General features: G+C 44.6%; 10 protein-coding genes and 1 tRNA gene. 5 read left to right on the top strand and 6 right to left on the bottom strand.

Annotated features, from left to right (window positions below):
* Nucleotides 1–9 precede the first annotated feature (9 nt).
* Nucleotides 10–525 carry a T9SS type A sorting domain-containing protein gene (locus GX089_08000; GenBank protein NLP02420.1) on the top strand — a complete coding sequence of 172 codons (516 nt, stop codon included), beginning with the start codon at nt 10–12 and terminating at the stop codon, nt 523–525.
* Nucleotides 526–1,213: 688 nt separating this feature from the next.
* Here the strand turns inward: GX089_08000 and GX089_07995 are convergent.
* The 3 genes from GX089_07995 to GX089_07985 form a co-directional block, all read right to left on the bottom strand.
* Nucleotides 1,214–2,917 carry a carboxypeptidase regulatory-like domain-containing protein gene (locus tag GX089_07995; protein NLP02419.1) on the bottom strand — a complete coding sequence of 568 codons (1,704 nt, stop codon included), beginning with the start codon at nt 2,915–2,917 and terminating at the stop codon, nt 1,214–1,216.
* Between the two features lie 169 nt (nt 2,918–3,086).
* Nucleotides 3,087–4,310, bottom strand: coding sequence for a T9SS type A sorting domain-containing protein (locus GX089_07990; protein ID NLP02418.1), 1,224 nt, complete (start codon nt 4,308–4,310; stop codon nt 3,087–3,089).
* A gap of 405 nt (nt 4,311–4,715) precedes the next feature.
* Entirely contained in the window at nt 4,716–5,054 is a 339-nt protein-coding gene (locus GX089_07985; GenBank protein ID NLP02417.1) for an Hsp20/alpha crystallin family protein, read from the bottom strand.
* A 448-nt stretch (nt 5,055–5,502) separates the two neighbouring features.
* On the opposite strand from GX089_07985, the gene GX089_07980 reads away from it, so the two are divergent.
* Nucleotides 5,503–5,584 (top strand) — tRNA-Ser (locus tag GX089_07980).
* Nucleotides 5,585–5,588: 4 nt separating this feature from the next.
* Here GX089_07980 and GX089_07975 read toward each other — a convergent pair.
* Both GX089_07975 and GX089_07970 read right to left on the bottom strand, forming a co-directional pair.
* Nucleotides 5,589–6,467, bottom strand: coding sequence for an NAD(P)-dependent oxidoreductase (locus GX089_07975; GenBank protein NLP02416.1), 879 nt, complete (start codon nt 6,465–6,467; stop codon nt 5,589–5,591).
* A gap of 189 nt (nt 6,468–6,656) precedes the next feature.
* A complete protein-coding gene (locus tag GX089_07970) occupies nt 6,657–8,426 on the bottom strand; it encodes a hypothetical protein (protein NLP02415.1) in 1,770 nt (589 codons plus the stop codon).
* Nucleotides 8,427–8,810: 384 nt separating this feature from the next.
* On the opposite strand from GX089_07970, the gene GX089_07965 reads away from it, so the two are divergent.
* The 3 genes from GX089_07965 to GX089_07955 all read left to right on the top strand — a co-directional run bounded on the left by GX089_07965 (nt 8,811) and on the right by GX089_07955 (nt 14,389).
* Nucleotides 8,811–10,592, top strand: coding sequence for a cellulase family glycosylhydrolase (locus GX089_07965; protein NLP02414.1), 1,782 nt, complete (start codon nt 8,811–8,813; stop codon nt 10,590–10,592).
* 65 nt (nt 10,593–10,657) lie between these two features.
* The gene (locus tag GX089_07960) at nt 10,658–13,132 is read left to right on the top strand and encodes a hypothetical protein (GenBank protein NLP02413.1); all 2,475 of its coding nucleotides are present in this window, start codon (nt 10,658–10,660) and stop codon (nt 13,130–13,132) included.
* Nucleotides 13,133–13,399: 267 nt separating this feature from the next.
* Entirely contained in the window at nt 13,400–14,389 is a 990-nt protein-coding gene (locus GX089_07955) for a T9SS type A sorting domain-containing protein (GenBank protein ID NLP02412.1), read from the top strand.
* Nucleotides 14,390–14,577: 188 nt separating this feature from the next.
* Here GX089_07955 and ispG read toward each other — a convergent pair whose 3' ends face one another.
* Nucleotides 14,578–15,633, bottom strand: a complete 1,056-nt coding sequence (gene ispG, locus GX089_07950) for a flavodoxin-dependent (E)-4-hydroxy-3-methylbut-2-enyl-diphosphate synthase (GenBank protein ID NLP02411.1) — start codon at nt 15,631–15,633, stop codon at nt 14,578–14,580.
* Between the last annotated feature and the right edge of the window lie 8 nt (nt 15,634–15,641).

Here is a 15,641-nt window from a genome sequence, read left to right as displayed (position 1 = left end):
GATGGTGTCATGAGGCTGGAACTGAAATCTCTTGACGTGCTGAAAATACGCTGGTATGCTACCGGTGGAAGAACATTGAGAGTAACCTATGGCGCAACCGGAACGGAAAATATATGGAACTCCCCCGAACAGTACCAAAGCGGCGCACATGAATTTGACCTTACCAGCATGATTCCGGGCCTTGTTTCGGCCACTCCGATAATTGTGAATATTATCAACAACCGCTCTGATGGTGGCGGGAATCTGAATATTCATGATCTGTATGTGGAAGGGTCAGTTCATGGCTATACCAATATCGGTTCAATCGACATGAGACAGTTACGGAATAGTTCCTTCTCCTTCAAGGTGACAGGAAATTCCCTTGTGCTCACAGGCAATAACTCAAAACAGTCTGCTGTTATAATGGATGTACTGGGAAAGACAGTTTTGGCAAGTAACTCCCGCAGAATTAATATCAGCAGCCTGAATAATGGTATTTACATTCTAAAGATCGGAAATTTTACAGGAAGATTTATCAAGAAGTAAAAAAAAGGTAAGTATTCCTTTACTGCCTGAAACGGGAGTGTGCAGATTACCACACTCCCGTTTTTTATTTCCTTCTGTCGTGTTGACGGGCCATCGAGGAGAAAACTTTTTAATGTCTACAGCATTTCTGTATATGCTGCCAATGGGTGATAAGAGAAAGTCCTCCCTATTGCGGATATTTCAAAATCAAGAAACAGTTAAGTCATGGCCTGATCACTGAATAATCGTACTTTTCACTATTAATGGAGATATCAGGAAACTGACATTGACCTGGGCATGAGAGCTGCAGTATCCTTGTTTCACCTCCGGGGTGAATTTGTGAACTATAAAGCCATTTTTAAGGAATTCAAATCCATATTTCATCTCCGGGGAAAAACAGTGCCCAGAAAAAAGAAACAAATCTCGTTTCCTGCAAAACAACTCACAAAAATGGTACTGTTTTCTACTTTATCTTCCTGTGACAGATCGATTTATTATTACCCCAACCTACGACAATACACTACCCATGCCTGTCCAACCTGCATCAATTGATAAATCTTTATTTTTTTAACCGGAATTTATGCCTGTGCCCTGAATGTAGATGATGTGAACACTGAGTATTATCAAAGAAGAACCAAGTATTACCGACAAAAAAGGGGCCGCCTTACAACAGCCCCACATAGTATTCTATCTTAATAAACCGGCAGTATTACTTAGTAAACGGTATACCGTTTTTATCACAGGAATAAAAAGCGTTCCACTCCCCATCTACCGGAAGGTTTTGATCTGCCACCCAGTTTGTCCAGGCGCATGTTGGTTTGCAGCAATCCTGCATCGTAGTAGTATGATATCCGCTTCTAAATGTACCATTGGCAGTGGCATCGGCAGGAGTCTGCACCTCCGGAAATGGAAGAGGGAGATGATTCTCTATCAGCCGGCATCCGGTGACCCGTGTGAGATTATCCGGGCAGCGCACACGCTTCACCATAACTTTCCAGTTCTGATGATAGAGTGAGCCTGGCTTGTTTGACTCGATACAGGAACGGCGCGTATCTTCAGTAACTTGCGGGTTTGAACTCACCAGTGCCTGATTACACATTTCCTCAATCTTCTCCTGACAGGCAGTTGATTGCAACGCTTCGATAGTAGGAGGCCATGCATTCCCCCGGCACTCAGCCTCGTATCGAAGGAAAGAGATACCCCCGCTGCCTGGATTCTGATAAGGATATTTATCATAGATAAACTCATCGAAATTTGAGGTATTCCCGAAATCAGGATCATCATAACAGGAATTGAATGCCCCGTATCCTCCTGCACCCATGAACACATCAAACCCATAAGGTCCGCTGGCTGCAGTGTTGAAACTCTGGACAATCAAAGGCTTGGGATAAGGGAGTTCTGGATGTTTGGGTGAACTTGGTTCAGGTTCCTCAAATATGATCTGGTAACACTGGCAGCAACTGCTCGGCCCGTCATCAACTCCCCCGATATCGGGATCATGTCCCACCACTCCATAATTGAAAGGCGGATCATCAGCATCCCAACCGTAAAGCGCTGCATCGTCTTTTGCTGCCTGGAGCATCTCGGTGCTGAAAAGCATGAACCTCGGGCAGATAAAAGTCTTGGGCAGATTGGCTTTGCTTGGATCCTCCGGCGGGCTGCAGGAATTCGCTACCCTGCATCTGCCCCCGCAGGCACTGTTAAGATCACCCTCTATGCAGCCATCTACATAAAACCTGCTGTAACAGGGGTCAGGAGGATTAATATGATATGATGGAGTATAGGGTTCCAGTGTAATTGTCATGGTTGTATCATAGGTACCTACGGGAATAGAAACTGCAGTGTAGCCGGTTTTGGAAACTCTCACACTGTCAACAGCAACCATTCTTTTTTGTAATATTCTAACAGTTGCAGCCTTGTTTCCTTTCCGGAGTAAATCAGAAAGATTCATCTCTTTCATCCAGGGCAGTTTAAAAAAAGTACTCTCATTACCGATCTGAAGTTTTGCAGCATAGATATTGGCCTTGAGTGACCGGCTGATCGGATTCAGACTGTAAAAACCTGCTCCAAGTTTGCGGTCCAGTGCGTTATAGATAAATTTCCCGTTGAGCGTATAAACACTCACAGTCACATGCGCAGAATTATCGCTGACAGCAAAATGAAGAGTACTGCCTATGAGCTGAGGCGCCTGATATACCCTCCGGATTACTCCAGGTTTTGTACTCATTGGTACTGAGATGGAAAAGGAACCATCATTTGCAGTAGTTGCAGACAGATTGGCATTTAAGAGCTCAACCAGGGCGCCATCAATTCCCGCTCCCTGCTTATCAATCACTTTTCCGCTTAGAACCTGGGAACAGGGTAGAAAAAGGACACCCGATAAAAGCAACATACATACACTTTTTGTACTCATAAACATATATTCCTCGATGGAAACCTTATCACAGTTCAGCTTTAAGATAAAAGCCGAACAGAGATGAAGCAAGGAGAGAAAAGGAAGGGTTTCTGCAAGACAGAAAAGGTACCCCCGGGGTAAATAACCTTCAGAGCGGTCACCAGTAGATAGCCCGATAGTGTGTCGCTTACCTTACCATAAAACGGCTGGTAAAATTTTTTCCGTTCCCGTAAAGATTGATGATGTAAACACCAGGGATAAATCCTGCTGTAGATATGACAGCATCTCCAGACAAAAGAACAGACCTTATTACACGTCCATGAAGATCTGTTATCTTCAATTTAACGGTTTTCCCTTCCAGAACAGATGAATTTACAGTTATGAGACCATTGATAACTCTGATCCCTTCTGTAATTCTATGTCTGTTCTGTACCGAATAAACTGATTTAACCTGATCATCAACCAGTTCCCAGTACTGGCTCTCAGGAGAGACTGTGCCTCTGTCCTGAATAATTCTATCCCCGTCAGCCCTGAGATAGAGTCCGCTGTGCTGCATTTTCAGGCGTGCGAGGTTGGTGTCTTGTTCAAATTCAAAGATTACCCTCTGATGTCCGCCTCCATTCCAGTTGTAAAGCCCGACTACTATTCCGGCCGAGGTCGATTCATTAGGAATATCAAGGACCTTGTTTCCAAACTCGAGCCTGAAAACGTTTTCTCCGTTAAGAGAGATCATCCTGACAACTGATGCGGAACTGTTGCAATCGCCAAGCCGCAGTGAATTATCGGTAAGGACAGTCATACACCTGCCATCCAACCTTGACTTCAGACGGCAGGTTCTGAAGAATTCCTCCCGGAACATATCACTGTACATAGCACCGACAATCTTACAGTGATTGATAAGATCCTGTGAAGACTTTACCTCGTTGGCATAGTTAAGTCCGTAAGGCCAGAAATGCTGGTTATCGCCATTAACTACTGCATTTTGATCTCCGGTGACCTCCCTTATCATCGCTGTAGCGTATGCACCTGTAAAAACCCCGTTCTGCATCAGGTTTCTGTATTCATTTGTGGTCCCCACCCCCACTGTATGGGCGATTTCGTGCATTGCAGTGTGCACAACCATGTAATTTTCTTTGCCAAATCTGATAGTTCCGTTAAAATTGGCATCTGCAGTCGATACATCAGGATTATAATAGACATTCAGAAATTTTGTAATAGAGGTATACTTGTTATAGTAGCCCAGTGCCGAATCCATTGCGACCTGGATCTTTGCATAAGCATTCTGCTGTGTCTGTGTGGGGTTGTTTTCACGATGAAGTGTATAGGTGATGTTGCCGGTCTGAGCAATAACAGAATAATTGAAAAGTCCCAGTAAAAACAGAGTTAAGATAACAGAGCCTTTATGATTCATATCTGCCTCCGTTTTGTTTCCAGCGAAGGATTTCTTCACTCGCACAGGTTTACTTCTGTCCCGCAAAACTCTCTTTTTCCTGTGGACAGGTATATTATTCAATATACATTTATTACATCATCCTGCATCCAGATGTGATCATTTCTGTAACTTTCATTCTTCTTCCTGCAACAGTCCAGGTTGTCATTTCGACGAGTCTACGAGGAAAAACCTATTAATATGTAAAGAGTAATCTGTTAACCACATTACCACTCTTAATCACAAAACTCACCTGCCTGCACCATCTTAAAGTCCCCCACCGAGGCATTTTGGGGGCTCTCTGCAAGGAAGATTTCTTTTAGTGCGTCAGGGGATTCAGGGAGCGTTAAAAAAGCCTGCCGGAGATTTCCCGGCAGGCTTTTAATTTCAGTTTACTTTCACTTCAATTGCCTTGGGCCTGGCCTGCTCCTTCTTCGGAAGCGTCAGTTCCAGTACCCCGTTTTTCATCGATGCGTCAATCTTTTCCGCTTCCACCGAATCCGGCAGGGCAAAAGTCCTGCAGAATTTTCCGTAACTGCGCTCGAAATGGCAGTACTTTTCCTTCTCCTGCTTGTACTCCTGCTTCTTTTCACCCTCGATACGAAGGGCTCCATTCTCTATTGTCACTGAAACATCTTTTTTGTCCAGGCCGGGAAGATCCGCCTTTATGGTATAAGCGTTTTCCCTCTCTTCGATATCGACCCTGGGCCAGTTTCCGGATGTCAGTTGACGATCGGCCGCCTCGAAAAGATTACCACCAAACACTTCGTCAATCCAGTCCGAGACCGCTGCCATTGGATTGCTGTACCTGATCAGTGCATTCATAATACCTCCTGTTTGTTTATTGCTTTTATCTCATTTTTTCACCAGAGAGGATATGCAACAGTCATGCCATACCGTCAATTGACAGTTATATGATGTTAATGCCGGAATCCGTTTCCAAATGCAACAACATGATGAAACAAAATGTTTCATATTGATCCTCAATCAGGGTCGGTATCGGTATCGAATAAAGAAAGAATGAGTAAGTGGAAATAAAAGATAATGGACGGAATAGGTATAGAATAAAAAGTCTCCTCGCTTACGCGTGAAACTTCAATTCCTGATAAGGGGTCCCTTCTGGCTCAGTTTCCTTGCCAGCAGCAGCACTCAAAACCTATATTTCATCAACCCCGGAGGACTAGGATAATGGTAATCCAGCGGTCTTGAAAACCGCCGACCGCAAGGTCTTGGGGGTTCGAATCCCTCGTCCTCCGCTTTCTACCCCTTCACACACTCCAGCTTAGGCAATTCCTCTTCGATCAGCCCGGGTGCATAACCGATTGAGTAAGCTTTTTCACTGTTGAGGGAAACATCCGCCGGACGGGGTGCGGGCATCGGGAAGTCCTTACTGGTACAGGCAGTAAGCAGTTCACCTGCCACTCCCAGTACTCCGGCAAGCTTTAAACCGAATTGATAACGCGATACTCTCTCCCTCCCCCCCAGATGAATTATTCCTCTTGCCCTCTCCAGGGCTAAAAGCAGTCCCTTTGCAGCATCTGATACACTCACCACTGTGCGGACCTCATCGGTAAAAAGCAAGAGATTTTCCCCGGATTTCATGCTTTTTATCCAGGGCTGAATAAAACTCGCCGCGCATTCGGGTGTATCACCGTACATAAGAGGCATCCGGCAGATCACCAACTGGTCATGACGGACCTGCATCTCCAGTTCTGCAGCCACTTTCTGCTGACCGTACACATTCACAGGGCAAACTATGCTCCCCTCATCGTAAGGGGCACTTTCGCCATCAAAAACCAGGTCCGTAGAGGTGAAAACACAGGGGATTTCCCGCTCATTACACAGCCCCGCAACAGAGGATGAGAGTGTAACATTCACTTTATATGCTTCTGATACATGCTGCTGGCAGTAATTGGGGTTTGACACAGCAGCACAATGAATAACAGCATCGGGCCTGACTCTCTGAAACAGATCCTTGAGAGAACTGTACTGTAGCAGGTCACATTTGACAAAGGTTACACCCGGAACCTCAACCCTGTGATTGTTGCAGACACCAATGACCTGATACTTCAGAGATGCTGCCCTGCAGAGATTCCAGCCCAAAAATCCAGACGCGCCCGTGATAAGTAATTTTTTCATATCGTAAAATTAATAACGAATGAAGATGAGTTCAAAATGTTTCCTCTCACAAATCGATATCGGTACATAACAGATCTCCTTTTAAACCTCTCTATTCTTTTCGATACCGATAAGAACATTAGAACGCACATAAAAAAAGCCGGATACATCACTGTATCCGGCTTGAGAAACTAAACTATACTGTACTTCTTACTTCACAACCTGTACCGGTGACATAATGTTAATAGCCTTGCCATTAACATCGGTAGCATTAAACTTCACGAAGTACATTCCGGCAGCCAGTTTGGATGCGGAGAGTGTCTCTGAAAGCTTTGCAGCATTTTTAATTGATGAACTTGCAAACACGGCACCCTGGCTGTTGATAAGGCTGATTTTACCTTTAGCAAGTTTTGCACCATTCCAGTTTACATTGACCTTGCCATTGAGGTAGTTGACCTTGAGACCCGATGTCCTTGCAATCTGCGAAGCAGGTTTGAGAACAGGGGAACCATCAGTAAATTTGTACTCGGATACGCCGGGGAAGTAGATGTTATCAACACCTATGTAACCACTGGCATCTTGCGGACCCTGAACTTTAAACTGCAGCTTTGCCATCTTAGTTGCATTGAATGGGATCGCATTTGCGCCTTCCCATGATTCGTGAATTTTAAGAGCACTGAAAGGAATTTCCACAGCATACCATTCATCGCCGGTTGCTGGGAGATCTATAAACCACAAGACTCCATCACCGCGGTCAGATATGGTTTTTGTCGGGCTATTTACATCAGCCACATCATAGTTGTCGCTGATCTCCACTGTAATCTTGTCCAGATCGCTATTAGCATAGTAATGGAAGTAAACACTGTTTGCGCCTGCGGCAGTGGCATTCCAGTAACGGGCAGTTGCGGAATCATAGAGATTACATCCAATTCCTATAAAAGCCTGAACAGAAACACCGCCTTTATCAATTGTCGGGCCAAGTGCATACAACAGTTTAGCAGCACCTTCTGTGATTGTGATCAGAAGACGACCAGTCTCTTCATCCGGCAATGCCCCTTCCAGAACAGTTGAAGTTCCGCCGATTTCCACATCATTGTAAGCATACCAGTAGGTACCGAGCGGAGAAGCATTAGCTGGAGTTACATCAAAATTAGAAAACAGACCAGTTGCTGGAAGTGTGCTGGAAGCTACAGGCACTACGTCTGTCCATATAAAAGGAGAAACCCACTCATAATCTATAATCCAGACATCATCAATATCGAGAGTCGCCTCGGTTACGGTCATGTTGAATTCTTTCTTGACTTCCCACGCCAGTTTTGTGCATTGGGTGATATCAAAATCAAACGGGGCATCTTTCTGAGCCCATGCAGGCTGTGCGAGATCGGCAATATTAATAGTGATTTGTTGCCAATCGTCAGTGACATCAAAGCTACTCTGATAGTAACCAAACGTAGAATCATCATCGATATCTTTGGTCTGGATTTTGAAATCAACAGACATTGCTTCGCTGCCTTTGATTCTGAACGACACTGCTGTTGCACCGGTAAGATCGAGTGACTTACCTTCTTCTGTAAGCATAGTACCTATTCCCACGTAAGGGTATGCAGTACCATAGGATGCTTTCCAGCTTGAGCCGAATGTGAAAGGCATGGTAGCATATTTATTACTGCCATCATCGCCTACAGTAAAAGTGTATTCCTTTACCTTCCATGTATCATTGGGATTACCATAAGCTTCGCGGTTTTTTTCTTCGAATTCCACGTTAATGACTGAAGGAGTACCTGGAGTCTCTACCTGCGGACGATCATTAGTACCGAGGCCGGAGTTATCATCGTAGTAGTACCAGTAATACAGGAAATCGTTCTGGTTTGTGCCGTCCTCATGATCATCTACTTTGGAATCAACAGCAAACAAGGACGAAGATGCTAACAGGACCGAGGCCAGTCCTAAGAGAGCGGTCTTGAGAGTAAAACGACCCATAAAAAATCCCCTTTGAAAAGGTTATGAATTAAAGTAACGATTGAGTCCGAACTTCTATTTTACTTCTTAGTATTCGCATTGAACAGAAAGGTTCATTCCGGGATTGAGATTATTAGAGGACCTGACAAAATTGAACTACTGCCCTTGAAATATAGAATTACACAAACAGGTAATTCAATGTAATTAACGAAATTTCTTCAACCTGATTCGATATAAAATAATTATTTTAACATAGTTGTCAATAATTTTCATTTTTTACCTATAAATGAACTTATTGCTGCACCAAAGCAACTATAATATTAGCAGTTGGACCGAGAAAAATTCCAGTGCTATTCTAAGAATATCAGGATTGTTTGGCTGAAAACGATTGAAAGAAAAGGAGAGATGATGAATAAACATCTATTTAAGGGGTTAATTACCGCAACCCTGATACTTGGAACTGCGATTCTCAGTTCAGCACAAACTCCTGTGGCGAGACATGGCAATCTTACAACCAGTGGAGCCTACCTCCTGAATAAGAATGGAAATATCGTCCAGCTTAGAGGCATGAGCTTTTATTGGAGCAGAACCGACTGGCCCGGGTACACCTATTATAATACAAGCACTGTAGATTTCCTTGTTGATTCCTGGAAGTGCTCTGTGGTCCGGGTAGCATATGCCAATGGCAGTGGATGGGATGGCGTCAAAACAGTTATTGAAAGAGCCATTTCCAAGGGAATCTATGTGATTATCGACTGGCACTCCCATAATGCGCACAATGAAGAGCAGCAGGCAATAGCTTTTTTCAAAGAACAGGCCCAAAAGTACAAAAATACTCCGAATGTGATTTTTGAAGTCTATAATGAACCAATCACAGCCGGCGGCGCTACCACCGGCACTATTGAGGATGCAGCGAAAACCTGGGGGGCCATAAAGTCCTACCTTAAAAATGTTACTCAGGCGATCCGTAATGAGGGCGCCAATAACCTCATTATCCTGGGTACACCCTATTACTGCCAGTTTGTCGGAATAGCTGCATCCGATCAAATCAAAGATAACAGCGGCAATCCTTATAAAAATGTAGCCTACGCTTTCCATTTTTATGCTGCCAGCCATGGCCCCAATGCATACTATGTAATAAATGGTGATGATGGCGGGGTTGGAATGGAATCAACATATCTGGGTAACGGACTGGGACGCGTCCCGATATTTGTCAGCGAATGGGGGACATCTCATTCTAACGGCGGGCAAGAGGGAAAGAACCAACTCGATAGAACAAATACAAATTGGTGGTTTGACAAATATATCAACGGCAAATACAAGCTAAGCTGGTGCAACTGGTCTGTTTCATCTCACGAAAGATCGAGCTGCTTCTCCGGAGGCACAAACCCCAGCGAATCCGGTCAGATAGTAAAGGACCTGCTTGCGGCTCAGTCGACTGATGAGTATGAACCGGAATGGAAATCAGGAATTGAAGGTCCTGCAAAGGATGCTTCTTTTAATATGCCTGGTACTCGTGCAGCCAGACAATTCAACAGATACTACGGCAGTGTACAGCAGGCAAAAGTCAGCTTTGTGGACAGAGACCAGATAGATGTCAGAACAGCTAATGATTCTTGTCTTAAGGTCAACACATCGGGAGATGATAACTGGGTTTCCTATAAATTCAACCTGTCAGTCGCTACAAGTAAAATTGTTATCCGGACTTTGGCAAAAGCAGGAGACGGCAATATAGAGGTTTATGTGGATAATACAAAAGCAGGTGAGATTTCCGTACAGAAAAGTACCACCTGGACCTCGATTGTCACCAATATAAATGTCCCTGCCGGACAACATACAGTAAAACTCCGGTTTGTGAACACAACCGGCTCCGGTTACATGATCGAATGGATCGAACTCACAAATGTCATAACCGCTATCGACAACGCACTCCCGCAGTACAGAATAAATAACGCTGATCCAGAGATAGTGGTTAACAAAAGGGGATTCAGGATAGATTTCCCTCACAGCCACGGATTCACGGCTTATTCCATCATTGGAGCTAACGGCCGGGTCATCAGAAGCGGTTCTATCAATCAGAGTAAATCGGAATTGAACATCAGCGGTCTGCCGGGCGGAATGTGGCTTATCAGGCTTGATAACCTCAACGGAGCAAAATTATTTAAAACGGTTGTAAGCGGAAAATAATCCTGAATTCGCTTCGGTGTGCACCTGTACACCGAGGCGTGTAACTCATACAGAAGGGCATCACAATGAAAAAATTGATCCTATTGGCGTTAGCACTCTCACTCGTCTCCCAGGTCTGGGCTCAGAATTACAACCAGCTTCATGACATGCTCATCAAGTTTTACTGCTACCAGAGGGCTGGTCTCGCCAGTGGTTCGGCAGGCAACTGTAACCCGGGTTATGCCAATGCCTGGCATGGCGGAGATAACTATAATGGTAATAAGCTCGATGGAGGATGGTACGATGCAGGTGATTATATCAAATTCGGAATGCCTCTGGGCTACACTGTTTACTGCCTTCTGAAAGGTTACGATGTTTTCCCCAGTGCATATACCGTATCAAACGGCATCCCCAATATCCTCACTGAGGTAAAATTTGCCACAGATTATCTGACCAAAGCTGTAATTAATGACAATACGATCGTTCTGGATGTAGGACAAGCAGCAGATGAGCATGAGACCTGGGGTGTGAAATATGAGAGTGGACGCAGTGGAAATCAGATCCTCCTCTGCAGCGGCGCCGACATTCCGGCAACATACGCCGCCTGTCTTGCCCTGATGTCCACTTTATACCGCAAGTTCGATAAAAGCTATGCAGATCTGTGCCTCGCTAAGGCAAAAGTGGCATTCGAATTTGCAAGGAAAAAAATTGAGGCAGGCGGGGATAATAACCTCTATTGTAGCGCTCAGCAGAAACATGGTAAATATCTCTACTATTATCCTGATGTGGAGGGCAAATTACAGAGGCAGATAAATGACAAGATGGTTGCAGCCGGAGTTGAATTATACCGTGCAACCAACGATGAGAATCCGATTTACAAAACCTGGGCAAAAAAATCGATCACAAGCCCTTATAGCATCATGGGTTATGCTTACATAGGACCATTGGCAGCTTTTGAGGTCTGGCGCCAGGGTCTGGGAGGGTCTTCTGCTCTAACCAGTAATGTCTCATTCATAGAGACCAAAATACAAACCACGGGCGTTTTCAAGGACATCTTCAAGAACAGTGGATGGGGAACTGCCCGTGAAGCCGGATCTGCTGCTTTTGAATATGCACTAGCTTACATTGTTAGCAATTCTGATGACACACGGGCACTCTATTCTAAGCGCATTAAAAACCACGTTGACTGGGTTGCAGGTTACTTCGGCGACCCTAAGAGATCTTATGTAATCGGTTTTAACAACTCTCCGGCAAATTATATCCATTATAGAACCACCAGATCCGGGCCTCAAGGCGGACTTGTCAGCGGACCGGATGACAACGGTAACTGGAGCAATGATGGTACACCGGAACACTGTGAAGTGGCAATCGATTATAATGCAGGTATCACAGGCGCGGTTGCATTCTTAAAGGCCATAAATGATCCAGGAACTGATGTAAAGGTCAACCAGGCCTTCAGTGCAACCAACAAGGAGGGGGTAAACTTCTCCTCGCAGAAAGTAAAGTTTACCGCGGGTTTTTCAAAGTCGGTTGCCTGGACTGTTAAGATCAGCGGTGCTTATGGATCAAAATCCTTTACCGGAACCGGAACAAGTATCAGTCAAGAGTGGGATGGAAGTGCGGATAATGGATTCTTTTTAAGCGGGGAAACTGTTGCTGCCAATCTCAGTATCGAGGGTAATATTGTTGCCTATGATATTGTCAAAGCTAAAGGGATAAATATCATCATCGAGGCTGCCAAAAAACCTGCAACAAGCACTGGTGATGTTCTGGTGGATAATTTTGATGACAAAGATTCGACTCACCAGATAAACGGTAACAAATGGGTGGCTTTTGGCACTGGAACAAGTGTAATGTCGATAGTAACTGATGAAGGTTCAGGTGCTTTAAGGGTCACCTGTAATGTTGCCTCCCAGAGCAATTCAATCTATGCAGGTGTAAAAGCAACCCTCAATGGTGGCAGTCCGATTTCAATTGGTCCTGCAAAAGCCATCGCTTTTGATATGAAATCAAACAAAGAAGCAACTGTCTATGTTGAACTCGAACAGGCAAATATCACAGATGGTGCTTACTACAGCACAGTTGTCCCTGTTATGAAGGTAAGAAACACATATCGGCTCAATATTGCTGATTTCACTCAACCCTCATGGAAAACTGCATCAGTTCCACTTGATCTCAACAACATTACCGCTCTACGGTTTACTGTTTACGATTCGATAGGTTTCGCGCAGCTAACACTTGACAATGTTTTCGTGGATCAGATGCAGGTAGTCGTCTCATCCAGATACAAAATGCCGGAAATGATCCTTCAGAGCTATCTGAAGCCCTTAATATCCAATGGATCACTGACTTACAAATTACCGGAATACTCCGGAAGCCGTCTCGATGTAGCCATTTTCGATATGAAAGGGAAACTTGTCCTGAAACAGGGATTAAACGGAAAGAATAATGGGATGGCCTCTGTCTCTCTTTCCAGGCTTCCTTCCGGGATGTATACTGTTGTTCATTATATTGATGGCAAAGCAAACGGCAGCAAAATTAATTTTATAAATGCCAGATAAGTAAAAGATTCGCTCAGGAGAAATCCTGAGCGGCTTTCTTTGATCAGACTATAAGATTAAACAGACTGCTTAATTTTAGGGAAAAACTTTAAATCGTTTGTAGTTGCTTCAGAATCAATTTTTGTGTAAATTTCTTGATACAGGGATTACAGAGGAATATAATTTATCTTTACAGAATTCCTGTCTATCCTGATAATTATCCCATATTCTTCCTGAAATTGGCAGAATATGGTTAGTGCTTATAAATCTTTTGAAGGGGTGTACCATATGTCTATCTTTCGTACCATTATCGCTGTTTGCCTTTTTTCCGCAGCGGCATTTGCTCAGGACGATGTCAATCTGAGTGCTCCGGCATTTCTTGATGATTTCAATGATGCTTATGGTGGAGCTCCTCACCAGAATACTCTGGGTGAGGTATATGGTTGTGTTACAGAAGGTGCTGCTTACCTGGGAGGAGGATACTGGTATACGTTTGATGATAAAAGCGGTTCAACAGTGAAAAATGCCGCTGGAGAAAGAATTGTTGCTAAAGATAATGAAATAACCATGGTCCCTGACAGTTTTATGCATGTTCTCATCTCAACATCTACCAGTTCATTGGATTATCCTTATGCCGCAGTTGGATGCAATCTCGTCGGTGAAGGAGAGAAATATCTCGATTTCAGCAAAATGACTGCAGTGAAATTGAAGGTAAAAGGAAGTGGAACTGTAAGAATGCAATTTGATACTAAAGACTTTGCTGATGGAGGATATGACTGGGGCCAATACGGGTATTCAATCAAACTCACCGCAGATTGGACCACTGTGAATATTCCAGTTGATGATCTTCTTCCTGAAGCCTATTCCGAAATGGACAAAGCAGGATGGACATGGAGCCACGGAGCTTCTGCTGTTAACAAAATGGCTTTTCAGGTTAAATCTGGTGATGCCGATTTTTCTGTTGACGACATCGAGCTTGTTGGTTTAACCTACGGGGATCTGTTCTCGTCAAGCAGCGTTAATCGCGCCAAATCTTTCAGAGTTGCAACTGTATTCTCAGTAAATCCATCTACAATATCCTTTAATCTGCCGCAGAAACAAAGCGTTACCCTTTCCATTCACGATATGCTGGGAAACAAGGTGCGTTCCCTTTACAATGGTACCACTTCTGCAAAGACAATCAACTGGAACAGCAGCAGCCTTCCCAACGGACGTTATCTGGTAGTGCTTGACAGTAAGGAAGGACGGCTTTCTCAGCCACTTAATATTACAAAGTAACTTATAAACAGGTTTTATTTGGAGAGGCCGCCGGAGTTAACGGCGGCCTTTTTTATTGCTGCCGGGAGCCGGAAAAGCCCTGAACCCAATAATGCAGGGGACACTTTAAGACACATCTCATACTGGGTTGAATGCTGGAAGAAAACCTTCCGCTCAACTTTACGTTCTCATGTAAAATAATCGGTGGCTTATAATTGACTGAGGTATTCTTTGAATGTATCCAGAAGTTTGGATTCGGGTACTTTAATTGCCGGTTTTCCCTTTACAAAGATCAATCCCTCACCTTTTCCTCCGGCAATTCCTATATCAGCATCCCTGGCCTCCCCCGGCCCGTTCACCACACATCCCATAACCGCTACCTTCAGGGGCTTTTCTATGCCAGAGACAATCTCCTCCACCTGTACCGCCAGTGATTCAAGGTCAATCTGCGTTCGCCCACAGGTAGGACAGGCAATTACTACCAGACCCTTTGCTAGACCCAGCGATTTAAGGATCTCCCTGGCAACTCCTATCTCCTGTACCGGATCACCTGCAAGTGACACTCTTATTGTGTCCCCTATTCCTTCAGCCAGCAGAGTACCTATGCCCACAGCGGATCTGATTGAACCACTTCTTAGGGTCCCCGATTCTGTAATTCCGATATGCTGGGGTACATCGGTGTTCTGCGACAGGAGACGGCAAGCCTTTATCGTGGTCAACACATCGCTGGCCTTGATCGACAGGATTATATCCCCGAATCCCAGCTTATCCATGGTGGCGATATACCCCTGAGCACTCTCCACAAGAGCCTCAGGCTCTGGCCCGCCATACTTTTCCAGCAGTCTTTTTTCCAGAGATCCTGAATTTACACCGATCCGCACCGGAACGCCTGCGCTTTTAGCAGCATCTATAACCATTTTTACTCTTTCCGGGGAACCAATATTACCGGGATTGATCCTGATCTTGTCTGCGCCAGCCTCAATTGCAGCAATTGCCAGACGATAATCAAAATGAATATCGGCTACAAGCGGCACATCGGTCTGGCTCCTTACCGTCTTGAAAGAAGCAGCCGCATTCTGGTCAGGAACAGCGATCCGTACTATACGACATCCCGCTTTTGTCAATCGATCGATCTGAGCAAGCGTTCCATCAATATCTGAGGGTTTTGTGTTGGTCATCGACTGTATCACAATCGGAGCGTCTCCTCCGATCGTAATCCCTCTTACATTGATTTTCCTGGTTATTTTTCTGGAGATACTCTGCATGAAAATCT

The organism is Fibrobacter sp. (assembly GCA_012523595.1).
In the GTDB taxonomy this organism is placed as follows: Bacteria; Fibrobacterota; Chitinivibrionia; order Chitinivibrionales; family Chitinispirillaceae; genus JAAYIG01.
The sequence above is the reverse complement of the archived record's forward strand: the minus strand, read 5'-3'. Positions and strand labels throughout refer to the sequence as shown.